Raw genomic sequence first — 21,929 nt, 5'->3', positions numbered from 1 at the left:
CCTTGCGGGGCAGCATCGAGGCGCCCGACAGGAGTGAAGCGGCGCTCTTTCATACGCACTCCGCCCCAGGGGTGTTCAGCCGTCTCACAAATTGATGAGAGAACGGTGACTCGAGGGGCGCGACATTTCCTCCCCAACTGCTGCGTCGGCGCTGGTGGTTGGGGTGTGAAGATTTTCGGGTCAACGGTCGCGGTTCAGGTGTGCGAGCACGGCCAGCACGCGCCGATTGTCATCGTCCGAGATCTCGAGTCCCAGTTTGTTGAAGATGTTGGCGGTGTGTTTGGCGATGGCCCGTTCCGTGACGACGAGCCGGCCCGCGATCGCCGCGTTGGACCGGCCCTGCGCCATCAGCTCCAGCACCTCCAGCTCCCGGGGCGTCAGCCGGTCCAGCGGCTGAGCCCGGCCCGACCGCCGGGCCAGCAGCTGCTGGATCACCTGCGGGTCCATCGCCGTGCCGCCCGCCGCCACCCGCCGGACGGCGTCCACGAACTGCTCGGCGTCGAACACCCGGTCCTTCAGCAGATACCCCACCCCGCCGCTGCCGTCGGCGAGCAGCTCACGCGCGTACAGCTGCTCCACGTGCTGGGACAGCACCAGCACCGGAAGGCCGGGTCTCTCCCGACGGGCCCGCAGCGCGCACTGCAGGCCCTCGTCGGTGTGCGTGGGCGGAAGGCGTACGTCCACCACCGCCACGTCGGGCCGGTGCTCGGCCAGGGCCCGGTCGAGCTCGGGGCCGCTCTCGACGGCGGCCGCGATCTCGAAGTCGTGGGCCTGCAGCAGCCGGACCAGTCCGTCGCGCAGCAGGAACAGGTCTTCGGCTAGGACAACGCGCAAGGGATCTCCATGGTCACCATGGTGGGACCGCCGGCGGGCGAGCTGACGGCCAGGACGCCGTCGAATGTACCGAGCCGCCGCTCGACCCCGGCCAGGCCCGAACCGGCCCCGATCACCGCGCCACCCCGGCCGTTATCGGTGACCGACAACCGCAGTCGGCCGTCGTCGTGGTGCAGATCCACCCAGATCCGGTCACCGCCGGAGTGCTTGGCGGCATTGGTGAGCACCTCACTCACCGCGAAATAGGCCGCCGACTCCACCGGCGCGTCCGCGCGTCCGCCGCCGAGGTCCACCTCCACCTCCGTGGCGACCGGCAGGCGCAGCGCCAACGCCCGTACGGCATCCCCGAGTCCGCGCTCGGCGAGCACCGGCGGATGGATACCGCGCACCAGGTCGCGCAGTTCGGCGAGGGCGTCGGCTGAGGACTGGCGGGCGTGCGCGAGCAGCTGCTTGGCCTGCTGCGGGTCCTTCTCGAGGAGCGTCTCGATGGTCCCGAGGTCCATGCCCATGGCGACCAGCCGGGCCTGCGCCCCGTCGTGCAGGTCCCGCTCGATGCGGCGCAGTTCGGCGGCGGAGGTGTCGACCGCGTCCCGCCGGGTCTCGGTGAGCACCCGCACCCGCTCGGCGAGTTCGTCCTGGCCCGCGGTGAGGACCGCCCGGGTGAGCCCGAAGTGGGCGTGCAGCAGGCTCGGGGTGTAGAAGTGGCCGAGCACCAGGAACACGGCGCCCAGGGCGGCCGCGCCGAAGGCCGACGCCTGATCGCTCACCGGCACGAACGCGTACCAGTACCCGTCGTCGGCGTCCGCGTACACCCGCCACAGGCCCGCCGCCAGCACGAACCCCTCCACCGCGTAGACCAGCAGCACCGCGGGCACCAGCGCGGTGAGGAAACCCGCCGTCATGTCCACCGGCAGCCAGCGCAGATCCCGCCAGGTCGCGGGGTCCCGCAGCATCCCGAAGGTGCGCGCCCAGGGGTTGGCACCCTTCGGGACCGGCCGGTACGCCGACGGGATCCGCACCCCGCACCACCGGGCCGCCAGGCTCCGCCGCCAGTCGGCGAACGCGCGCACCCCCGTGAGCACGTACGGCGTGGTGACGATCCCGACGCCGATCGGTATCAGCGCGATGGACACGGCGGTGAGGGTGAAGCACAGGACGGCCAACGGCAGTGACACCACGGCCAGTCCGAGTCCCCGCGCCGCCGCGAGCACCATGGCCCGCACCCTCGCCCGACTGCTGCCGTTCTTCGTCTCGATGGTCATGGCGTCAGTCTGGCCGAGCGGGCACCGGCGGTCACGGGGCCGAGAACCCCGGTCAGGGGGTGGTGCCAAGTACACCCCCGGCCGCACCTTCCACCACCGCGAGGACCTTCGCCTCCACCTCCGCATCGAGGCCCTTTCTCGTCCGGTCCGGCCGCTGGGGCGCCGTTCCGCCGATCTCCCGCAGCCACGCCCAGGTGTCGGCCACGGTATCGGCGACGGGACGGCACTCCAGCCCCGTCGCCACCGCCCGGGAGACGTCGGCCGCGTGCAGCGCGTCGTGCATGTCGGTGCCCGGCGGCACCCACACGGGCAGCTGTGTCCACGGTTCGATGCCCGCGTCGAGGATCACCTGCGGCTCCACCCAGCGCAGCTCGGCATCGGCCCCGGTGACCCGCACGACCGCGTCCAGCAACTCGCCCATGGTGCTGTGTCCTTGGGGGCTCATCAGGTTGAAGGGGCCGCTCAGCTCCTGCTCGACCGCCCCGAGGATCCACTCGGCGAGGTCGCGGACGTCGACGTACTGCAGGGGCAGATCGCGCGGGCCGGGGGCCAGGACCGGCCCGCCCCGGGCGGTCCGGGTCAGCCACCACGGCAGCCGTCCGACGTTCTCGTGCGGGCCGAGGATCAGCCCGGCCCGCACGAGCACGGAGCGGTCCGCCCCGAACGCCGCCACGGCGGCCAGCTCGCCGCCCCGCTTGTCCCGGAGGTAGTCGGTATGGCCGGCGCCGGGCTCGGCGCCCTCGACGAGGGGCGCGTCCTCGGTGTACCCGGCGGGCGGCGCCCAGGCGTACACCGAGCAGCTCGACACGTACACGTACCGCCGCGCGCGGCCCCGCAGCAGCCGCGCGGTGCGGTCGACCGCCACCGGCTCCGACGACCAGGTGTCGACGACGGCGTCCCACTCACCCTCGTGCCCGGCCAGCGCGGCGAGTCCGTCGGACGCCGTGCGGTCGCCGGTCAGCACCCGAGCGCCCGGGACGGGATCGTGCCGGCCTCTGTTGAAGACCGTCACGTCCCAACCGCGCCCCAGCGCCGCCTCCACGACGGCCCGTCCCGCGAACTCCGTTCCCCCCAGCACAAGAAGTCTCATGCGGGTGACTCTGCCCGGCGTGGCGGCGGGAGGGAACGACTGTCTGCTGAGGGCAGAGCGCGGGTCAGCGCCCGACGGGCGGGGTGTACTTGTACCCGACCCGGCGCACCGTCTGGATCGCCTGGCGGTGCTCGGCGCCCAGCTTGCGGCGCAGCCGCGCGACGTGGACGTCGACGGTGCGGCCGTCGCCCACGTGGCCGTAGCCCCACACCGTGCCGACCAGCTGGTCGCGGGTGTGCACCCGGTGGGGGTGCGCGACGAGGTGGGCGAGCAGCTCGAACTCCAGGTAGGTGAGGTCGAGTCGGCGCCCGGCCACCTCGGCGGTGCGCTGCACGGAGTCGATCCGCACGAGGGGGTCACCACCGGCGGTGTCGTCCGAGCGCGGCTGGTCCGGCACCGCCACCGGCAGGAACGGCGGCTGCTGGTCGGCCGGGACGAGCACCAGGTAGCCGATCATCGGCGGCCGGCCCGGCAGCGTGGGCAGGGTGTGCTGGGGCGCCGGCAGCCAGGTGGCGCCGGGCGGCAGGAAGTCCGTGACGTCGACCACCTCGTCCCGGTCGACGGCGCGCAGCCGGTGGCGTGCGCCGAGGACGGAGGGAGCGGTGGCGGAGGACAGAGAACGAGTGGTCGCCATGAGAGGTCAGCTCTTTCGCGCGAGAGGTCGTCGGGGGGACGTACGTCGTTGCGCGCGGGCCGAAGGCCGGGGTGAGCGGCTTTAGAGGGCCGGCGCGTTCATCGCGCGACAACACACCCGGTCGAAGTCGTGCTGCTGACGGGACGGCCAGAAGGGCTCGAGGTCACGGCGACCCGTCGCGTTGCACTTCTGGTAGCTGGCCATGAAGCCATTGAAGCAGACCCGGGCCGGGGAGAGGACCCTCCTCTCACAGCGTGGACGCTTCCTTGACCGGAATCCGGCGTCACTCCACGACGCGGGCCGTCTCCAGCAGCTTCCGGACGGCGTTCCGCAGGACGTAGTCGGGGTGCAGGGCCTCGCCGCACATGAGGTCCTTCAGGACCCGCGTCGGTGACTCGGCCGCCTGTCGCAGCGGGTCGACGGCGAAGCGGGGGACGAGTCCCATCTCCGTGAGGGTCGTGAGCGGGTGGGGCAGGCTCCCGTACAACCTCTCGCACCTGAGCGCTCCCCGGGCCAGGGGTTCCAGGGTGTCCTCCGTCCTGCCGGTGATGCGCCAGACGGCCGTGGCGGCGACCTCCGAGCCGCCGGCGAGGAGCGGCTCGATGAACGGCAGCAACGGCTCCGCGGCGGGGCCCAGTTGGCTCGCCCAGTCCGTCACCCCCGAGAACCCGGCGCTCAGCTCCTCCCGGAAGAAGGACAGAGCCGGGCCGGGGTCGCCGCTGATCCGGTGGAGAGCTACCGCGGCGACCGCCGAGACCGAGGAGTGGGCGCGTTCGGTCACACAGGCCAGCAGCGCCCGCTCGGCCAGGTCACCGGCGGCCGGGCCCAGCTCGTGCAGCACGGCCACGGCGACCGGCGGGTATCCGGTGCCCGTGCGCGCCAGCAGCTCGGTGAGCTCCTCGATGACCTCCAACGCCACCTCCGGGTACAGCTTCAGCACCTCGAGCAGGTAGTACGAACCCTGGTCGAGCCGCCGGGCCACCGCCCGCGCCACGGGCAGTGCCTCCGCCCCGAACTCCTCGGCCACCGCGGTGGCGGCACGGAAGGTGACGTACGGACCGGGCAGCTCCTCGACCAGCCGTACGGCCTCCTCGACCGCCTCCGGCGCATGCGCGCGGGCGAGCGCGCTGATCGCCGCCGCCCGCACCGCCGGGTCGTCCGCGGTCAGGTACGGCCGTACGTGGGCGCGCACGGGCTCGTGCCGCTCAGCCGGCAGCGAGCAGGTCAGCTGCGCCAGCCGGGACAGTTCCCAGTCCTCGCCCGTCATGGTGCGCAGGGCCCAGGGGAGCACGTCGGCCTCACGGTCCCGCCATGTGTCGACGATCTCGAAGGCGAGTGGCACACCCCCGGCGGTGGCGCGCAGCGCGGCCTCGGGATCCTCCAGCAGCCGGTCGGTGAACACCTTGTGGGGTGCGGGCCACAGGGCCCTCTCCGGCTCGTGCGGGTCCGCCGCATACGCCCGCACACCGTGGTCCACCAGCGCGTCGGGCAGCGGAAGTTCGGCGGTGCGCAGCAGGTCCTCGGCCGCGGCGAGCGCGACCCGGGGCTCGGCGTCGGTCAGCAGGTCGCGCCGCCAGCCTCCGTCGCCCGTCTCCAGCAGCGCCAGCGCCGTCACCACCCGGCCGCGCACCAGCGGGTCGGTCTCCTCGGCGAACCGGGCCCACAGCAGGGGCACGTGAGGCAGGGCGTACTCCTGACCGCATGCGGCGATCAGCACCACCACGGCGCTGCGCACGTCCGTGTCGGCATCGTGTGCGAAGTGCAGCAGGGACGGCAGCTCCTCGGCCACGGCCTGCCGCGCGGGCGCGTCCTCCTCGGACCACTGGGCCCGGTGTGCGAGGTCGCCGAGCAGATCCAGCAGGTCGGCCCGGTGGCCGGGCAGCTCCAGGGCGAGCCGGGCCAGCTCGGGCACCGTGCGGGCGGTCGCCGTGAAGAAGCTGTCCTCGCGCCAGCTCGCGGAGCACAGCCACTCCACGGCCGCCTCGCGCACGTCCGGGTCCTCGGACTCCATCGCCCTCAGCAGCCCCGGTATGTCCTCCGCCTCGCCGTACGCGTGCACCAGCTCGGTCCCGTCCACCCCGTCGCTCCCCATGACAGCGCACGATACGCAAAGGGGCCCCCCGCCGTACTGGCGGGCGCCCCTTCCGGAACGGCGGGCGTGGATCAGACCTGGCCGGCCTTCTCCAGGGCGGAGCAGCAGGTGTCGACGAGGAGGCGGGTCACCACGTACGGGTCGACGTTGGCGTTCGGACGGCGGTCCTCGATGTAGCCCTTGCCGTCCTTCTCGACCTGCCACGGGATACGGACCGAGGCACCGCGGTTGGAGACGCCGTAGGAGTACTCGTTCCACGGGGCGGTCTCGTGCAGACCGGTCAGGCGGTCGTCGATGCCGGCGCCGTAGTTCTTGACGTGGTCGAGCGGCTTGGAGCCCTCGCCGAGGGACTCGGCCGCGGTGATGATCGCGTCGTAGGTCTCGCGCATCGCCTTGGTGGAGAAGTTGGTGTGCGCGCCGGCGCCGTTCCAGTCGCCCTTGACCGGCTTGGGGTCGAGGGTGGCGGCCACGCCGAAGTCCTCGGCGGTGCGGTAGAGCAGCCAGCGGGCCACCCACAGGTGGTCGGAGACCTCCAGCGGGGAGACCGGACCGACCTGGAACTCCCACTGGCCGGGCATGACCTCGGCGTTGATGCCGGAGATGGCGAGGCCCGCCTTCAGGCAGTTGTCCAGGTGCGCCTCGACGACGTCACGGCCGAAGATCTCGTCGGCGCCGACACCGCAGTAGTAGCCGCCCTGCGGGGCCGGGAAGCCGCCCTTGGGGAAGCCGAGCGGGTAGCCGTCCTGGAAGAACGTGTACTCCTGCTCGATGCCGAAGATCGGCTCCTGCGCGGCGAACCTCTCGGCGACCTCGGCCAGCGCGGCACGGGTGTTCGTGGCGTGCGGGGTGAAGTCGATGTTCAGGACCTCGCACAGGACGAGGATGTCGTCGCCGCCGCGGATCGGGTCGGGACACGAGAAGACCGGCTTGAGCACGCAGTCCGAGGCGTGGCCCTCGGCCTGGTTGGTGGAGGACCCGTCGAAGCCCCAGATCGGAAGCTCGGCACCCTTGGCGTCGTCGCTCAGTATCTTCGTCTTGGAACGGAGCTTGGCCGTCGGCTCGGTGCCGTCGATCCAGATGTACTCAGCCTTGAAGCTCACGGGCCACTTCCTTCGGGGGTGCGTCTGGGCGCGATTGCGGGTGCTGCGGCGCTGCGGCACTGGGGCGCCGCGCTGGTGTCGTCCGCGAGCCTGTCAACAGGCGATTTCCCGGTCGTTGCCCGAGTGTGAACCCCGTGTTACCTGGTGTTGCTGTGGTGCGGCTCACTGCCGCCCCGGCGGGGTCCGGGACTACCGCGCCGGCCGGTCCGCCTCGCCCGCCGCCTCCCGCACCTCGCCCAGGAACCCCCGGATCGCGGCGACCTCCCGCTCGTCGTACCCCCGCACCAGCTCGACGACCCGGCCGATCAACGGTCCGAAGAAGGCCTGGCCGAGCTCCACGGCCCGCTCGTCCACCTCGATCAGCACCTTGCGGCGGTCCTCCTCGGCGCGCACTCGCCGTACGTGACCGGCCCGCTCCAGACGGTCGACCAGCGCCGTCGTCCCGGCCGAGTTCAGCCCGAGCGCCGCGCCGAGCCGCCCGGCGGTCATCTCCTCGTCCGCCCTCCTGGCGTCCATCAGGGCGATCAGAGCGCGCACGTCGGTGGGGTGCATGCCGTGCCGGCTCGCGAACCGCGCGCTGTGCAGACCGAGTTCGACGGTCACCGCACGGAGCAGGTGGACGATCTCCATCTCGGGTTCCGGGGACGGCATGGCGCTCCTTCGGCTATCGTCACGTTCAGCGAGTATCTCGCTCAGCGAGATAATAGGGGATGGTGGTGAGCATGCGCGACGCATACGACCTCGACGGATTCCGGATGGCGTACGACAAGGTCATGGCCAAGTGGCCCGCCGACCGGGAGGCGCTGCGTGTACCGACGCCGTTCGGCACGACGTATGTCAACGTGTGCGGTCCGCGCGACGCGCCCCCGCTGATCCTCCTGCCCGGCGGCGGGGGCGCGACCTCCGCGTCCTGGTACGCCCAGGCGGCCGACCTCGCCCGTGAGCGCCGGATCCACGCCGTCGACCTGCTCGGCGCCCCGGGGCTGAGCGTCCCCGCGGCCGGCCGTCACCCCCGTACGGTCGCCGACCTGACCGCCTGGCTGGACGCGGTCCTCGACGGCCTGGGCGTCGCGGCCGCCGACCTCGGCGGGCACTCCTACGGCGCCTGGATCGCCCTGCACCACGCCCTGCGCGCCCCGACCCGGGTGCGGAGTCTGTTCCTCCTGGACCCGACCCAGGTGTTCGCCGGATACAGGCCGGCGTACCTGCTGCACGCCCTGCCGATGCTGCTTCGGCCCACGCCGCGCCGCGTCCGCGCGTTCCTGGAGTGGGAGACCGGGGGAGGGGACCTGGACCCCGACTGGCTACGCCTCCAGGAGGCGGCCGCGGGATTCCCGTCGTCGAAGCCGGTGACCGGCCCGCGTCCGGCGCCGGAGGCGCTACGGGGTCTCGACATGCCGGTCCTGCTGCTCCTGGCCCGGAACAGCAGGACACATGACACGAACGAAGTGGCGACCCGGGCGGCCGGCCTGCTGCCGCGCGTGGGGACACACGTCCTTCCCGACGTGTCCCATCACGCGCTGCCGCATGCCGCGCCCCCCGAACTGGGACGCCGCCTCAGCGAGTTTCTCGCGGGTTGAGGCTCCGGCCGGTTCTCACCCCACCTTCTCGATGACGGCCCGGCGGATCAGGAACTTGCCGGGCTCACGGACCTGCTCGAAGGCCGCGTTGTTCAGCAGGACACAGCTGCCGGAGACCGAAGTGACCTCCACCGTCGTGGACTTGTCGTTGTCCAGGTTGGTGACCTTCAGCTTCGTACCCGCCGGGAACTGATTGCTGGACGCCGCCGGGGCACCGCCCTCGCCGGAGAGCGTGACGGTCGAGCCGTTGCAGACCTGCCGGCCGGAGGCAGCGCCGCCACCACCGGTCGCGGGGGCCGACGCGGAGGCGGCGGGAGCGGAGGCCGGGGGGTCACCGGCCTGCTCTCCGGCCTGTTCTCCGCCTTGCTGTCCGCCCTGCTGTCCGCCTTGCTGTCCGCCCTGTTGTCCGCCCTGCGTCGGCTGCGTCGCCTGGGAGCCCTGAGCCGACTCCCCAACGACGCACCCCGACGCCTCCTGCTGGACCTTGATCTGCGCGATGACGGCCTCGCGGTTGGCGATCCGGGCCTGCGACTGCGCGTCCGGATTCGCCTGCTGGCCCTCGATGAACTTCTGGTTGTTCCCGAGGGCCGTGGCGAGCCCCTGGCAGACCGACGACTCGGCGGCGGTCTGCGGGGGCTGGGCGGCGTTCGACGTGGCCGCCATGGCGAAGGCGCCTCCTCCCGCCACCGCCGCGGCGGTGGCGAAGAGCGCGACCTTCTTCTTCGTACTGAGTGTTCTCCTGCGCGACATGCGCGCCTCCTGAGAGGTAGGGGAGCGTACGCCGCTATGTACGAGATATCGAACGAGGTTACTCAGCGGTTTACAGGAGTCAGTGAAGTGACCTGAGCCACACGCGAGTCACGCCTTCCCCTCCTCGTACGCCACGACCGTGTCGTCGACATACCGGATCAGGCCCTCCGTCTGCCGGGTGAGCTCGGCCTCGCCGGTCTCCGAACCGTCGCCCCACTGGCCGTTGGCGAAGACCACGGACCGCACGGTCATCACCCGGCGGAACACCCCGGCCGAACCGGGCGGCACGGTCGGCAGCCCGGCCTCCGGCGGCGGATCGAGCGAGACCACCTGGTAGGTCACCGGGTCCATCGAGGCCATCATGAACACGCGCGAGGCGTCCTCGACGCGGCGGAAGCTCAGCACGGAGACCGTCACCTGGGAGCGCCGGTCGTGGTCCGTGAACAGGGCCGCCGTCATCCGGGAGCACTCCTCGCCCTGTTCGATCAGCTGCGCCAGCTGCTGCGACATGCCCCGGGCGCAGTCGGTGGTGGTGGCCAGGTCGACCCGTGTGTACCGGGAGCCGTCCTTCAGGCGCACGCTCTTCGCGGGGAACGCCAGCTCCGGACGGATCACCGGCCGCGCCAGCAGCGAGGGCAGGGCGGTCGGGGTGCTGGACACGTTGACGTCGACGGAGGGGACGGGGGCGGTGGTCGCTTCCGACCCGGGCGAGGCGCTCACGGCCGGGGCCGACGCGCTGTCCTCGTTGTCGGGCCCGCCCGTGTACAGCGCCACTCCTGCGGCGACGGCGGCGGCGAGGACCACGCCCGTCCCGCCGGCCACCGCCCGCCGGGTCCGTCTGCGTCTGTCCATGCGTATGCGCTCCTGCTCGGCCGCCCACTGTGCGTGGGGGTCGGGCGGGCCGTAGGGCGCATGGGGCCCGGGCGGGCCGTACGGCATTCCTTGATCACCGAAGGTCATGGCGGCGGAGGGTAACACCGTGGCTGCCCGAACTCCCGTCGAGCGTCATACCGTTGCTCACCGGGACAGAGCGTCCCGTACCGCCTCGTCCGTGCGGGCCACCACGGCGCTGCCGTCGTCCGCGGTGATGATGGGCCGCTGGATGAGCTTCGGGTGCTCGGCGAGCGCCTTGATCCAGCGGTCCCGGGAGTCCGCGTCCCGTCCCCACTCCTTGAGCCCGAGCTCCTTGGCCGCTGCCTCCTGGGTGCGGGTGATGTCCCAGGGTTCGAGGTTCAGGCGGTCGAGTGCGGCCCTGATCTCGTCCTCGCTCGGCACGTCCTCCAGGTAGCGGCGGACGGTGTAATCGGCGCCCTCGGCGTCGAGCAGGGAGAGAGCGCTGCGGCACTTGGAGCAGGCGGGGTTGATCCAGATTTCCATGGAGGTCACGGTACGCGGACCGTCGGCGCGCCCGGCGACCGTAGGGTCTGTTCGATTTCATGCCGTCTCGCGAGCCTCGCGTGGAACTGGTGTGACGCGGCGCCAATTTCCATGCCCACCTGGGCTTTTGGCGACTTTCCAGCCTCCCTGGATGTCAGTGGGGGGAAGTAGAATAAGAGCAGTGTTCGAGGGCGTCGCCGGGGTTTCCGGCGGGGTCCTGACCGCGACAGGAGGATCCCGTGCCCGCTGCCGCCCTGAAGCAGAAGCCGTTGCCGACCCAGTCCACCGCGAAGCGCTCCGTGCAGCTCGACCTGCCGTACGCCCCCACGGCGAAGCGGCCGCTGCCGCCGGGGCGCCCCCGCGAGTGGTACATCACCCACAACCGCCGCCTCAAGGCCATGCGCCTCGCCATCGCCCTCCTCGACTCGGGCGTCTACGTCCCGAACCAGGCCCGCAACGAGAAGATCCGCAGCACGGCGGAACTGATCGGCATCCACCCGCCGTCGGACACGACGTGCCACATGGTGCGGGCACTGCTGCGCTACAGCCGTTGAGCCGGGTTGCACCGGGCGCCGCCCGTCCCCGTGGTGGGGGCGGGCGGCGCGTGTTGCCGGGGCGGGGTGTCGCCTCATAGGCCGGGCAGCCCCCGGTCGGCGGGGGACTCCGGCGCGTCGGAGAGGTCGATGTCAGGTGTCGGCGGTTCCTCCGCGCGGGGGTGCTCGACCGTCGGGCCGTCGTCGTCCGGCACGACGTCGGGTTCGGCGGCGCGGGGCCGGCACACCGTCCGGCGGCGGCGTGACCTCGGCCGCGTGGGAAGTGCGTCGGGAGGCTCCGCCGAGACGCCCGGTTCCTCGGATGCGCCGGCCAGTCGGTCGTGGGGCCGATCGGGTGCGGTGTCCGGCTCCGGTCCGGACAGGTCGTCCCACAGCTCGGCCAGTCGCTGTTCTCGTTCTTCCACGTCCGCCAGCCAGGCCATGTTGGCCTTCAACGCCTCGGCGTTACGCGCACGGACCGCTTCGCCGAGCAGCTTGGTGGTGTCGGCGAACAGTTTCAGCGGGGACGCGCCGAGGGCGTACTGCAGCGCGGACACCGCCATCTTCGTCCCGGACGCGCTGTTGCGGGTCGCCTCCGACAGCGTCTTGCGTGCGACGGCCTCCGGGTCCGTGAAGTCCAGTACGACGTACGAGGAGACGTCGATGACGACCGACACCGCCCGCTCACCGGGCAGGGGGGTGCCGTCAACGGCTGGACGCGCCGGACGGGTCACAGCGAACGCCTTCTTGAGATCCTCGTCGGTGAAGTCCCGCGCGAGCAGGTCCTCGGCCAGCTCGATGACTCGCCGTAGCGTCTCGGCCGGGTCCCGACGTCCCGCCCCGGAGCGGGCGGGCATGACCGTGGGCTCCTCGGGGGCCTTCCCCGTCACGAGTTCGACCAGCCCTCGCAAAGCGCTCATGGCGGCGTCCATCGTGGCCGCGAACACGGCCGGATCGCCTTCCTGGTACCGCTCGGCCTCCCTGGCCGCATCGCGGAGGGCGCGGGCGCGCCGCCGCAACTCGGGCCGGGAGATCTCCGGCTCGTCCCCCGTGTCACTCGGGCCGGTGGCCCCCGTGTCCCTGTCCATGTTCTGAGGGTAAGTCCCCCAACTGGCCATTCAGGGACTGGAGTTGTTGGTCGGGACTCAGTAGCTCAAAGTGTCCGGCGAGTTCTGGCGCAGCACCGTCAGCCCGCCGCCAGCTCCTTCTCCGACGGCGTCCGGAACCGCGGTGTCACCCGCGTCGCCCCCACCCACCCCCGCACCCGCTCCGCCTCCGCCTCGATCAGCGTCTCGGCCTCCCGGCCCACCCCGCGCGGCTCCAGCACACGCCACGCGATCTCCCCGTCCGCCCGCTGCGCCCACGCCCCCACCACGCGCCCGTCGAGCCACACCGTCGGCCCCACGTTGCCGCTCCCGTCGAACAGCAGCGGGCGCCACTCCGGCGGCAGATACCAGTCCCGCTCCTGCCATCCCATCGCCGTCGGATCCAGCCCGGGCAGCAGCGCTGCCCACGGCTCGGCGGGCGCCGCCACGGGATCGACGTCGCCCTCGACGACGTACCCCGTGCCCTCGTCCAGCCGCACCGCCCGCGCATCCACCGCGGCCAGCGCCCTGCGGACGTCGGTGACCTTCCACCCCGTCCACCACTTCAGGTCGCCCTCCGTCGCCGGCCCGCACACCGCGAGCCAGCGCCGCAGCAGCTCCGCCTGCGCCTGCGCCACGTCCAGTTCGGGATGCTCGGGCGCCACCGCCCAGCGGAACTGCGTCGAGGTCCAGGAACCGAGCGGCCGCCCCCGCACCACCCTGCCCTCGACGCCCAGCACCCTCAGCAGCCGCGTGGAGACGGTGTGGATGCCTTCGTAGCGTTTCCCGGCCGCGTACACGAACTGCTCGCGCAGCCGCGGCTCGTCCCGGGCGAGCTCGGCGGCCGTCGCCTGCCCGCGCCGGGCCAGCGCGGCCAGGGCCGACTCCTCGACCTCCTTCAGCCAGGCCGCGTCCGGCGCCCCGGCCTTCGCCATGTCCTTCAGCAGCGAGGCCCGCTCCCGCGCCGCGACCACCAACCCGGTGGAGGCGTGCACGACAGCGGTCAGGTCGGTGGGGAACACGAACACCGTGTGCCGCATGCCGTGCATACGGACCAGGGAGCGGTCCTCGTACAGTGCCCGCTCCGTCTCCGCCACCGTTCTCGTCGGATCCGCCAGTCGCGCGCCCACCGCCAGGTACACCGTCGCCGGGTCCGTGCCGTGCAGCGCGACCAGGGAGCCGGCGACCTCCTCCGGTGCCGCCGCCCGTGCCGTGCCCGCCAGCCGGTGTCGCAGCGCGAGCCGTGCCCGCCGCTCCGCCACGCCGACGTACCGCTGCTGCCCATCGCCCATACCGGCCTCCGCTCCTCACGACCCGCCTGAGGTCATCCTCCCCGACACCACTGACAACCGGAGGGCGATGCCGGGCCGCCGCCCCGTGAACTCGGCCGACCTGCGCGCCTACGCTCGCCTGCAGCCGGGACAGCCGACCAGCTTGACGCTCGGTAGGAGTTCCGACCGCCCCACGGGCCAAGATCAGTTCAGCAGAGCCGTCACGAACTCCCGACGATCCTCGACGTGTTCCCGGAACCACAGTCCCAGCCTGTGCTCCGCGTCCGGCAGGACGAGCCGTGTGAACCGTGACCGGGCGGCCAGCGCGGACCCCACCGCCTCCGTCACGGCCCGCGGGATCACCGCGTCCGCGCCCGGTACGGCGAGCACCGCCCGGCCCCGGTACGCCCGCAACGCGTCCAGTGCCGGAGCCGTCCGCCAGCTGTCGGGCCTGCGGATGATCTCGCTGAAGCGGCCGTCGCCGTCGCCGAACGGCACGTCCCACGCCTCGGCCGCGTACACCGCCGGGGAGCAGAGCCCGAGCGCCGCCACTCGCTCCCCGTAGTGCGCGGCGAGGTCCGCCACCGTCTGGCCGCTCATGCTGAACCCGACCGGGATCAGCGGCCCGGCCGCCGGAACGTACGCGTCGATCACGGACACGGCCTGCTCGAAGCGCCGCCGCAGGCTCAACTCCCTGAGCTGACCGGTGCTTTCGCCGTGCCCGGAGAAGTCGAAGGCGAGGGTGCGGCAGCCTTGTGCCGCGAACTCGTTCAGCACCGGCAGCAGTCGCTCCTTGTTGCCGTTGCCCGCGCCGTGCAGCAGCACCGCGGTGGCCGTCCCGGGCCCGCCCCTGTCGCCGTACACGCCGCTGAGCCGCTCACCGTCGTGGTCGTGGCGGAAGGGGGTGGGAGTGAAGCCGGAGCCAGTGGTCATCTCCCGATTAACCCATGGCAGTTCACAGCAGTTCACGGCAGTTCACCGGAAAAGGAGATGCACACCGCGTGACCGCCTCCCTACGCTGGAGAGGCGATGCGGAGCAGGCCACTCCCCGCCCGGCGGCACCGTCCGCCACTACTCACCCACCCACCCCACGCCCGCGGAGGGAGGTCCGTCATGGGCACAGTCATCCTGTCCGGGACCGTCGTCCTCGTCGTCCTGGGCTTCGGAAACCCCGTCTATTGGCTCGCCGCCGTCGCCGTGCTCTTCCTGTACGTGCGTTACGGGCGCAGCTCGTCGCCGACGTCCCCGACGTCCACGCCGAGCGCCGCCCCGACGACGTACGAGGCGTACCGGCGGCGCCGGGACACACAGGCCAAGTGGGAGCGCCGCTACCGTCGTGAGCGCCCCTTCGAGGCCCGCCGTCAGGAGCGCGAGAAGAGCAGCTGAGACTCTCAAAGACCGGGGGCGCCCCATACGGGGAACCACCGGCCGAGGTCCTGCTCGATCCGCAGGTCGTTCGCGAGGGCGGCCTTCACCTGGAGTTCCAGCGCGTTGTCGCGCCGCTGCCCCGCGCCGGGCAGCGGCGCGAACGGGTAGAAGGTGCCTCTCTTGTAGAGGTACACCAGCGCCAGTGCGCGACCCCTGTCGGCCCGGAAGCCGGCCAGCGAGCACAGCAGCTGCGGGCCGAAGCCGTTGACCTCCATGGAGCTGTTCACCGCGTGCAGGTCGTTGACCAGCAGCGACAGCTCGTCGGGCGCCCGGCGCGAGACCAGCCAGGAGTAGCCGTACTCGTCCTGTGTCAGCTCCACCGGAGGGCCCGTGCGGTCGGCGTCCGCGTCGAGGAGGGCCTGGACCTCGCGGTGCGTCTGCTCGAACGCGGCGCCCTCGACCGTGGCGAAGCACACCGCGCCCTGCCCGGTCGGGGTGAACCCGGCCGCCGCCTCCAGCGTCACCGCCGCCGAAGGCAGCGCGAACAGCTGGTCGAGGTCGGGCACCACCGGCTTCGTACGCCCGAGCAGGATGTCGAGCAACCCCATGCTCAGCCCGCCTTCCCCGGAGCCGCCGCCTCACCCAGCTCGGCCGAGATGCGGCCCAGCTGGTCGAGCCGCTGCTCCAGGCTCGGGTGGGTGGAGAAGTACTGTTCGAGACCGGGCTCCTTACCGGTCGCCGGGGTGAAGTAGAAGGCGTTGAAGGCCTGGGCCGTGCGCAGGTCCTTCGTCGGGATCCGGGCGATCTCGCCGGAGACCTTGGTGAGCGCGGACGCCAGCGCCGAGGGCCGGCCGGTGAGCAGCGCCGCCGCCCGGTCCGCCGCCAGCTCCCGGTACCGGGACAGCGCTCTGATCAGCAGGAAGCTGATCGCGTACACGGCCGCCGACACGCCCATGATGGCGGCGAAGACGATCGCGGTGTTCTGATCCCTGCGTCCACCGCCGAAGAGCTGCGAGTAGAAGGCGAACCGCACGATCAGGCCCGCGATCACGCCGAGGAAGGACGCGATGGTGATCACGGCGACGTCCTTGTGCGCCACGTGCGACAGCTCGTGCGCGAGCACACCCTCCAGCTCCGCGGGCTCCAGTCGACGCAGCAACCCCGTGGTCACACAGATCACGGCATGATCGGGATTGCGTCCGGTCGCGAACGCGTTGGGCATGTCCATCTCGGACACGGCGACCACCGGCTTCGGCATGTCGGCGATCGCGCAGAGCCGGTCGACGACCGCGTGCAGCTCGGGATACTCCTCGCGCTCCACGACCCGCCCGCGCATGGCGAACATCGCGATCCGGTCGGAGAACCAGAACTGCGCGACGAACATCGCCGCGATGATCACGACGACCAGCAACCACGACTTCAACAAGAAGATCAACGCGGCGACGAAGGCCACGTACAGCAGACCTAGCAGGAACATCGTGACCGTCATCCGCACGGTCAGTCGCCGATCGGTCTGGAAGCGGCTCCGCATCTGCACCACCACCCCGTGGTAAGGCACCCGTCCCACTGCCAGTGTGCACCCGTCCCGCCCATGGAGCGGTCGCGATCAGCCCTAGGTGCAGCAAAGGCTGACGCCAGTCCTCAGGCCCGCAGGCCCGCCTCCCTCCCCCAGTTCTCAACTTCGTTCGAACCGGGGGGACCCCCTTCGCCGTCGCAGCACGTACTCGCTGAACAGATCCCGCCCCCGGTCCAGCAGCTCGCCCACCTCGGGCGTTCCGCTCGGTACGTCCGGAGTGATGTGCCAGCCCTGTACGGACTGCCGGGCCCAGTGCCGCAGCCTGGCGTCCTCGTCGTCGACGAGGGCGACCGCGGACCGCAGCCGCACCAGCCCCTCGTGCGAGTCCAGCAGCCGGAACACGGCCACCCGCGTGTGCCGGGGCCGCCCGGCCCCCAACCGCGCGGTCAGCCAGTCGGCGTCGAGCGAGCGGGCAGAGGGCAACAGTGTCACCGTCACTTCGCGCACCACCCCGGGCGCCGGATCGTCCAGCAGCGGCCGCAGCCGCGCCACGTCCGTCACGTCCAGGATGCGCAGCCCGGCCACCGCCCGCGCCCGCACCCCCGCCCTGGGATGCCCGAGCAACGGCCACAGCAGTTCGGCGTCCGCCCGTTCCCCGCACTCCGCCAGCCCCGCCACCGCACCGGGTGGCAGCCCCGGGTCACCCGGGTCGGCGCACCGGTGCCGGTACCACGACACCGGATCACCTCCGCCCTGCCGTACGACATACCGCGCACAGGCCCGCACCAGCGCCGACCGGTCCGCGAGGAACCCCACGGCCTCCTCCGGCCGGCCGGCCGCCCGCAGCGCGGTGACCCCGGCCGACCGCACCTGGGGGTTGCGCGCGCCGAGCAACGTCTGCAGGACGTCGCCGTACGCGCCACTGTCCCGTACGGCGACCAAGGCCGCCTCGGCACACAGACGCTGGACGACGCTGTCCGGGTCCCCGGCGGCGGCCTCGGCCAGCTCGGCGGGGGACAGGGTCCCGTCCTCGACAGCGAGCCGGTACACGAACCGGCGAACGACGCGGTCGGGGTGGGCGAAGAGGGGTGCGAGCCGCTCGGTGGGCTCCCGGCGCAGCACCTCGGCGGTCAGGCCGGTGGCGAAGTCACCCCGGTCCCGCTGCCCGAGGCGCAGGATCAGCGGGGCGAGCCGGATCGCGCTCCCGGTGTCCAGCACCTCGGCCAGCCGCTCCCGGGCCCGCTCGCGCACCGGCGGGGCCCAGTCGGCGCACCGGATGACGACGAGTGGCAGCAGCGCGGGGTACCGGGTGATCTGCTCCAGGGCGCCCTGCCGGATACGCCCGTCCCGGTGACACAGGGCGATCGCCAGCCGCGCCTCGGTGAGCCGCTCCGGCCGGCGCAGGGCCGCGGTCAGCAGCCGCCCGCCCTCGGTCCTGGCCCAGTTCGGCCGGCGGTCCACGGACATGTACCAGCCGATCATGCGCACACCGGCGTCCAGGGCGGTCCAGGCCGCCGGATCCGAGGTGTCGATCGCCTGAACCAGGGGCGCGCCCTCGGCGAGCCGTACGGCCGCCGCGTCCCCGTACGCGATGTCGAGACGCATGCCGGTCAGTACGGTGCTCGGAACTGGGCGTACCCCAGCAGCAGGGTCACCGCGACGACACAGCCGAGCACCACGGCGGTCGAGACCCACGACGACCTGCGCGACCTGACCGGATCGGGGTCGGCCCGGAAGGGCTGCGGCTGCGGCGGGTTCTCCTTCCACCGCGCGGCCAGCATCCGCGCCCGCGCCGAGGGCTCCTTGTGCGCGGCGTCGTCCGCCCATCTGAGGTCGAACTCACGCTTGTCGTCGTCCCGTTCGGACATCCCCGTACCTCTCTCGAACAGTTGTGGCACGCACAATACGACGACGCCCCCGTCCTGAAAAACAGGAATCGGGGGCGCCGGTCGGCTTACGTGTGAGGTACGCGTGGTCCGATCACACGTGATCCGGTCACACGTCGAAGTACAGCTCGAACTCGTGCGGGTGCGGACGCAGCTGGAGCGGGGCGATCTCGTTCGTGCGCTTGAAGTCGATCCAGGTCTCGATCAGGTCGGACGTGAAGACGTCGCCCGCGAGGAGGAACTCGTGGTCGCGCTCGAGCGAGTCGAGGACCGCCGGGAGGGAGGTCGGGACCTGCGGGACGCCCGCGTGCTCCTCGGGGGCGAGCTCGTAGAGGTCCTTGTCGATCGGCTCGGCCGGCTCGATCTTGTTCTTGATGCCGTCCAGGCCCGCGAGCAGCAGCGCGGAGAACGCCAGGTACGGGTTGCCGGAGGAGTCGGGCGCGCGGAACTCGACGCGCTTGGCCTTCGGGTTCGAACCGGTGATCGGGATACGCATGGCCGCGGAGCGGTTGCGCTGCGAGTACACCAGGTTCACCGGAGCCTCGAAGCCCGGGACCAGACGGTGGTAGGAGTTCACCGTCGGGTTGGTGAAGGCCAGCAGCGAGGGGGCGTGCTTGAGGATGCCGCCGATGTAGTAGCGGGCGGTGTCCGACAGGCCCGCGTAACCGGCCTCGTCGTAGAACAGCGGGTCGCCGTTGCTCCACAGGGACTGGTGGACGTGCATGCCCGAGCCGTTGTCACCGAAGATCGGCTTCGGCATGAAGGTCGCGGTCTTGCCGTTGCGCCAGGCCACGTTCTTCACGATGTACTTGAAGAGCTGCAGGTCGTCGGCGGCGGCGAGCAGCGTGTTGAACTTGTAGTTGATCTCGGCCTGGCCGGCGGTGCCGACCTCGTGGTGCTGGCGCTCGACCTTCAGGCCGTTCTTCTCCAGCTCCAGGGAGATCTCGGCACGCAGGTCGGCGAAGTGGTCGACCGGCGGGACCGGGAAGTAACCGCCCTTGTAGCGGACCTTGTAACCACGGTTGTCCTCGAGGGCGCCGGTGTTCCAGGCACCCGCCTCGGAGTCGATGTGGTAGAAGGACTCGTTCGCGGTGGTGGCGAAGCGGACCGAGTCGAAGACGTAGAACTCGGCCTCGGGACCGAAGTACGCGGTGTCCGCGATCCCGGTGGAGGCGAGGTAGGCCTCGGCCTTCTTGGCCACGTTGCGCGGGTCACGGGAGTACTGCTCGCCCGTGATCGGGTCGTGGATGAAGAAGTTGATGTTGAGGGTCTTGTCCCGGCGGAACGGGTCGACACGGGCGGTCGACAGGTCCGCGCGGAGCGCCATGTCGGACTCGTGAATGGCCTGGAAACCACGGATCGAGGATCCGTCGAAGGCGAGCTCGTCGTCCGGGTCGAACGCCTCAACGGGCACCGTGAAGTGCTGCATGACGCCCGGCAGGTCGCAGAAGCGGACGTCGACGAACTTGACGTCCTCGTCCGCGATGAACTTCTTGGCCTCGTCGGCGTTCTGGAACATCCAGCTCCTCCTACCCCCGGACCGTCCGCCGGGGTGGTAGTTCGTTCGTGCGGCCAGTGCGGTGGCACACGCTGACCCCGACCCTAGGGACGGGTGATTTCTCGGGCGTGACCCATTTGTTTCGCACAAGTTAACCGGCTCCGTTCCACCGTAGCCCCTGGGCACCCCGCCGTCCCAGGGGCATATACGGGCGCAGTACCTTGGACGGGTGGACAACAGGCAAGCAATCGGATCGTGGCTCTCCGGGCCCCGCGCGGCCGCGGAGGAAGCCGGTGCCGACTTCGGATACCGGGGCGAGCAGCTCGGCCTGCCGGAGGAGGGACCGGGATCGATCGCCCGTCCCGGCAGGCGGCTCGGCGCCCTGGCCGTGGACTGGGGCCTGTGCCTCTTGATCGCATACGGCCTGATCACCCAGAGCTATCACGACGCCGCTCAGGTCTGGGGGCCGGTCATCCTCTTCGTCCTGATGGTCCTGACCGTCGGTACGGTCGGCTTCACCCCGGGCAAGCGTTTCTTCGGCCTGCGGGTGGTCGCCCTGGACACCGGCACGGTCAACCCGCTGCGCGCCCTGCTGCGCACGGTTCTGCTCTTCCTGGCCATCCCGCCCCTGATCTGGGACCGCGACGGCCGGGGCCTGCACGACCGGCTGGCGCGGACGGTCGAGGTACGCGTCTAGTACGCGGTACGAAGAAGAGGGCGCCCGGATCACTCCGGGCGCCCTCTTTCCGTCATGAGGCCTCTGTCGCGACGCTGTCACGAGGAAGGGTCAGCGAGCCTTCGGTCCGCCCCTCGGCAGGCGCATGCCCTTCGGCATCGGCCCCTTCGGCAGCGGCATGTTGCTCATCAGGTCGCCCATGGCACGCAGGCGGTCGTTGGTGACCGTCACCTGCGGGCCGCTCAGCACGCGCGGGAACTTCAGCAGGGTCGTGCGCAGCTTCTTCAGCGGGACCTGGCCGTCGCCCGTACCGACGATCACGTCGTGCACCGGTACGTCCGCGACGATGCGGGCCATCTTCTTCTTCTCGGCGGCCAGCAGGGACTTCACCCGGTTCGGGTTGCCCTCGGCGACCAGGACGATGCCGGCCTTGCCGACCGCCCGGTGCACCACGTCCTGGCTGCGGTTCATCGCCACCGCGGGCGTCGTCGTCCAGCCCCGGCCGACGTTGTCCAGGACGGCCGCGGCCGCGCCGGGCTGTCCCTCCATCTGCCCGAAGGCGGCCCGCTCAGCCCGTCGCCCGAACACGATCGCCATCGCGAGGAAGGCGAGCAGGAGGCCCAGGATGCCGAGATAGATGGGGTGACCGATCAAGAAGCCGATCGCGAGGAAGACACCGAAGGTGACGATTCCGATAGCCGCGAGTACAAGACCGATCTTCGTGTCGACCTTGCGGGTCATCTTGTAGGTCAGGGCAATCTGCTTGAGTCGCCCGGGGTTCGCAGCGTCCGCTGCGGTTTCCTTCCTCGCCATGCCACGAAGTCTACGTGGCCCCACAAGTGCGGACGACGGCAGTGTCGGTCCCGTCGGGTGGGGCGGCCGGAAGGCGGCTCTCAGGGGCGGACGTCGAGCAGCTGGACCTGCTCGAGGACGCGCTGCGCCTCCACCCGGTCCTTGGCGCGCCGGCGGTCCTCCAGGACGGAGGTCCACGCGTTGCGGCGGGCGGTGCGCTGGCCGCTGCCCATGAGCAGCGACTCGACGGCGCGCAGTGCGGTGGTGAAGGACGGGATCGCGGTGGCGGTGACGGGCGCGGCCTGCATGGTGGTGGTCCCCCTCGGTCAGCCCTGGGACGGGTGTACGTGCTGTGAGTTCAGCGTCACTGATTGGTGTTACCAGGGCATGACCGGCCGGTCAAACGCCAATGAAGCCTTGATTTGACAGGAGAAACCCAGGAGAAACCCCGGACGCGGCCCCGGCGTACGTCCTCATCTGCGAGGACGGCCGGGACCGCGTCGTATCGGACACTACTGGCCAGTAGGACCTTGTGCGCGAATTCACACGCATGCCACATGCCCGATTGGGCAGGGCGGGTGATGA

Annotated in this window: 24 protein-coding genes; 4 read left to right on the top strand and 20 right to left on the bottom strand. The window is 71.5% G+C overall.

The window, feature by feature from the left end; genetic code table 11:
- Window positions 1-180: 180 nt before the first annotated feature.
- The 7 genes from IG99_RS02475 to IG99_RS02445 all read right to left on the bottom strand — a co-directional run bounded on the left by IG99_RS02475 (window position 181) and on the right by IG99_RS02445 (window position 7,663).
- Entirely contained in the window at window positions 181-834 is a 654-nt protein-coding gene (locus tag IG99_RS02475; RefSeq protein WP_037669125.1) for a response regulator transcription factor, read from the bottom strand.
- On the bottom strand, window positions 819-2,096 hold the full coding sequence (locus tag IG99_RS02470) for a sensor histidine kinase (RefSeq protein WP_037669122.1): 1,278 nt from the start codon (window positions 2,094-2,096) through the stop codon (window positions 819-821). Before IG99_RS02470 ends, IG99_RS02475 begins: the two co-directional genes overlap by 16 nt.
- A 52-nt stretch (window positions 2,097-2,148) precedes the next feature.
- On the bottom strand, window positions 2,149-3,186 hold the full coding sequence (locus IG99_RS02465; protein ID WP_037669120.1) for an NAD-dependent epimerase/dehydratase family protein: 1,038 nt from the start codon (window positions 3,184-3,186) through the stop codon (window positions 2,149-2,151).
- A 64-nt stretch (window positions 3,187-3,250) separates the two neighbouring features.
- Complete coding sequence (locus IG99_RS02460) at window positions 3,251-3,820, bottom strand: winged helix-turn-helix domain-containing protein (RefSeq protein WP_037669117.1); 570 nt, start codon at window positions 3,818-3,820, stop codon at window positions 3,251-3,253.
- A 283-nt stretch (window positions 3,821-4,103) separates the two neighbouring features.
- Window positions 4,104-5,912, bottom strand: a complete 1,809-nt coding sequence (locus tag IG99_RS02455) for a hypothetical protein (RefSeq protein WP_158973103.1) — start codon at window positions 5,910-5,912, stop codon at window positions 4,104-4,106.
- A gap of 71 nt (window positions 5,913-5,983) precedes the next feature.
- The gene (glnII, locus tag IG99_RS02450; RefSeq protein WP_037669113.1) at window positions 5,984-7,012 is read right to left on the bottom strand and encodes a glutamine synthetase; all 1,029 of its coding nucleotides are present in this window, start codon (window positions 7,010-7,012) and stop codon (window positions 5,984-5,986) included.
- Window positions 7,013-7,201: 189 nt separating this feature from the next.
- The gene (locus IG99_RS02445) at window positions 7,202-7,663 is read right to left on the bottom strand and encodes a MarR family winged helix-turn-helix transcriptional regulator (RefSeq protein ID WP_037669111.1); all 462 of its coding nucleotides are present in this window, start codon (window positions 7,661-7,663) and stop codon (window positions 7,202-7,204) included.
- A 71-nt stretch (window positions 7,664-7,734) separates the two neighbouring features.
- On the opposite strand from IG99_RS02445, the gene IG99_RS02440 reads away from it, so the two are divergent.
- Window positions 7,735-8,592 (top strand): alpha/beta fold hydrolase, encoded by an 858-nt coding sequence (locus IG99_RS02440; protein WP_078947513.1) that lies wholly within the window; start codon window positions 7,735-7,737, stop codon window positions 8,590-8,592.
- 15 nt (window positions 8,593-8,607) lie between these two features.
- Here IG99_RS02440 and IG99_RS02435 read toward each other — a convergent pair whose 3' ends face one another.
- The 3 genes from IG99_RS02435 to IG99_RS02425 form a co-directional block, all read right to left on the bottom strand.
- Window positions 8,608-9,342, bottom strand: a complete 735-nt coding sequence (locus tag IG99_RS02435) for an RlpA-like double-psi beta-barrel domain-containing protein (RefSeq protein ID WP_037669108.1) — start codon at window positions 9,340-9,342, stop codon at window positions 8,608-8,610.
- Window positions 9,343-9,450: 108 nt separating this feature from the next.
- Window positions 9,451-10,194 (bottom strand): hypothetical protein, encoded by a 744-nt coding sequence (locus tag IG99_RS02430; RefSeq protein WP_234311731.1) that lies wholly within the window; start codon window positions 10,192-10,194, stop codon window positions 9,451-9,453.
- A gap of 165 nt (window positions 10,195-10,359) precedes the next feature.
- On the bottom strand, window positions 10,360-10,719 hold the full coding sequence (locus tag IG99_RS02425) for an arsenate reductase family protein (protein WP_037669106.1): 360 nt from the start codon (window positions 10,717-10,719) through the stop codon (window positions 10,360-10,362).
- Window positions 10,720-10,958: 239 nt separating this feature from the next.
- Here IG99_RS02425 and IG99_RS02420 point away from each other — a divergent pair, with 239 nt between their 5' ends.
- Entirely contained in the window at window positions 10,959-11,273 is a 315-nt protein-coding gene (locus IG99_RS02420; protein WP_037669105.1) for a hypothetical protein, read from the top strand.
- Window positions 11,274-11,347: 74 nt separating this feature from the next.
- Here the strand turns inward: IG99_RS02420 and IG99_RS02415 are convergent, their stop codons facing one another.
- The 3 genes from IG99_RS02415 to IG99_RS02405 all read right to left on the bottom strand — a co-directional run bounded on the left by IG99_RS02415 (window position 11,348) and on the right by IG99_RS02405 (window position 14,541).
- Complete coding sequence (locus IG99_RS02415) at window positions 11,348-12,340, bottom strand: hypothetical protein (RefSeq protein WP_037669102.1); 993 nt, start codon at window positions 12,338-12,340, stop codon at window positions 11,348-11,350.
- A 98-nt stretch (window positions 12,341-12,438) separates the two neighbouring features.
- Window positions 12,439-13,629: a winged helix DNA-binding domain-containing protein gene (locus IG99_RS02410; protein WP_037669100.1), complete on the bottom strand. Its 1,191-nt coding sequence runs from the start codon at window positions 13,627-13,629 to the stop codon at window positions 12,439-12,441.
- A gap of 183 nt (window positions 13,630-13,812) precedes the next feature.
- Complete coding sequence (locus IG99_RS02405; RefSeq protein ID WP_037669096.1) at window positions 13,813-14,541, bottom strand: alpha/beta hydrolase; 729 nt, start codon at window positions 14,539-14,541, stop codon at window positions 13,813-13,815.
- Between the two features lie 180 nt (window positions 14,542-14,721).
- On the opposite strand from IG99_RS02405, the gene IG99_RS02400 reads away from it, so the two are divergent.
- Complete coding sequence (locus tag IG99_RS02400; RefSeq protein WP_037669093.1) at window positions 14,722-14,994, top strand: hypothetical protein; 273 nt, start codon at window positions 14,722-14,724, stop codon at window positions 14,992-14,994.
- A 5-nt stretch (window positions 14,995-14,999) separates the two neighbouring features.
- Here the strand turns inward: IG99_RS02400 and pspAB are convergent, their stop codons facing one another.
- The 5 genes from pspAB to glnA all read right to left on the bottom strand — a co-directional run bounded on the left by pspAB (window position 15,000) and on the right by glnA (window position 19,897).
- Window positions 15,000-15,584 (bottom strand): PspA-associated protein PspAB, encoded by a 585-nt coding sequence (gene pspAB / locus IG99_RS02395; protein WP_037669091.1) that lies wholly within the window; start codon window positions 15,582-15,584, stop codon window positions 15,000-15,002.
- Between the two features lie 2 nt (window positions 15,585-15,586).
- Window positions 15,587-16,507, bottom strand: coding sequence for a zinc metalloprotease HtpX (gene htpX, locus IG99_RS02390; RefSeq protein ID WP_037669619.1), 921 nt, complete (start codon window positions 16,505-16,507; stop codon window positions 15,587-15,589).
- Between the two features lie 144 nt (window positions 16,508-16,651).
- Window positions 16,652-18,097 (bottom strand): hypothetical protein, encoded by a 1,446-nt coding sequence (locus tag IG99_RS02385; protein ID WP_037669088.1) that lies wholly within the window; start codon window positions 18,095-18,097, stop codon window positions 16,652-16,654.
- A gap of 5 nt (window positions 18,098-18,102) precedes the next feature.
- Window positions 18,103-18,360, bottom strand: a complete 258-nt coding sequence (locus IG99_RS02380; protein WP_037669086.1) for an SCO2583/SCO2584 N-terminal domain-containing protein — start codon at window positions 18,358-18,360, stop codon at window positions 18,103-18,105.
- Between the two features lie 127 nt (window positions 18,361-18,487).
- On the bottom strand, window positions 18,488-19,897 hold the full coding sequence (gene glnA, locus IG99_RS02375) for a type I glutamate--ammonia ligase (protein ID WP_037669084.1): 1,410 nt from the start codon (window positions 19,895-19,897) through the stop codon (window positions 18,488-18,490).
- A 208-nt stretch (window positions 19,898-20,105) separates the two neighbouring features.
- Between glnA and IG99_RS02370 the strand changes: the two genes are divergently transcribed.
- Window positions 20,106-20,573 carry an RDD family protein gene (locus tag IG99_RS02370; RefSeq protein ID WP_037669082.1) on the top strand — a complete coding sequence of 156 codons (468 nt, stop codon included), beginning with the start codon at window positions 20,106-20,108 and terminating at the stop codon, window positions 20,571-20,573.
- 90 nt (window positions 20,574-20,663) lie between these two features.
- On the opposite strand, the gene IG99_RS02365 is transcribed toward IG99_RS02370, so the two are convergent.
- Window positions 20,664-21,365 (bottom strand): DUF4191 domain-containing protein, encoded by a 702-nt coding sequence (locus tag IG99_RS02365; protein ID WP_037669080.1) that lies wholly within the window; start codon window positions 21,363-21,365, stop codon window positions 20,664-20,666.
- An 80-nt stretch (window positions 21,366-21,445) separates the two neighbouring features.
- The gene (locus IG99_RS02360) at window positions 21,446-21,652 is read right to left on the bottom strand and encodes an SCO2195 family GlnR-regulated protein (protein WP_037669078.1); all 207 of its coding nucleotides are present in this window, start codon (window positions 21,650-21,652) and stop codon (window positions 21,446-21,448) included.
- Window positions 21,653-21,929 lie beyond the last annotated feature (277 nt).

This window comes from Streptomyces griseus subsp. griseus, assembly GCF_000720255.1.
Taxonomy (GTDB): Bacteria; Actinomycetota; Actinomycetes; order Streptomycetales; family Streptomycetaceae; genus Streptomyces; species Streptomyces griseus_I.
This window is presented reverse-complemented; position numbering and strand designations above follow the sequence as displayed.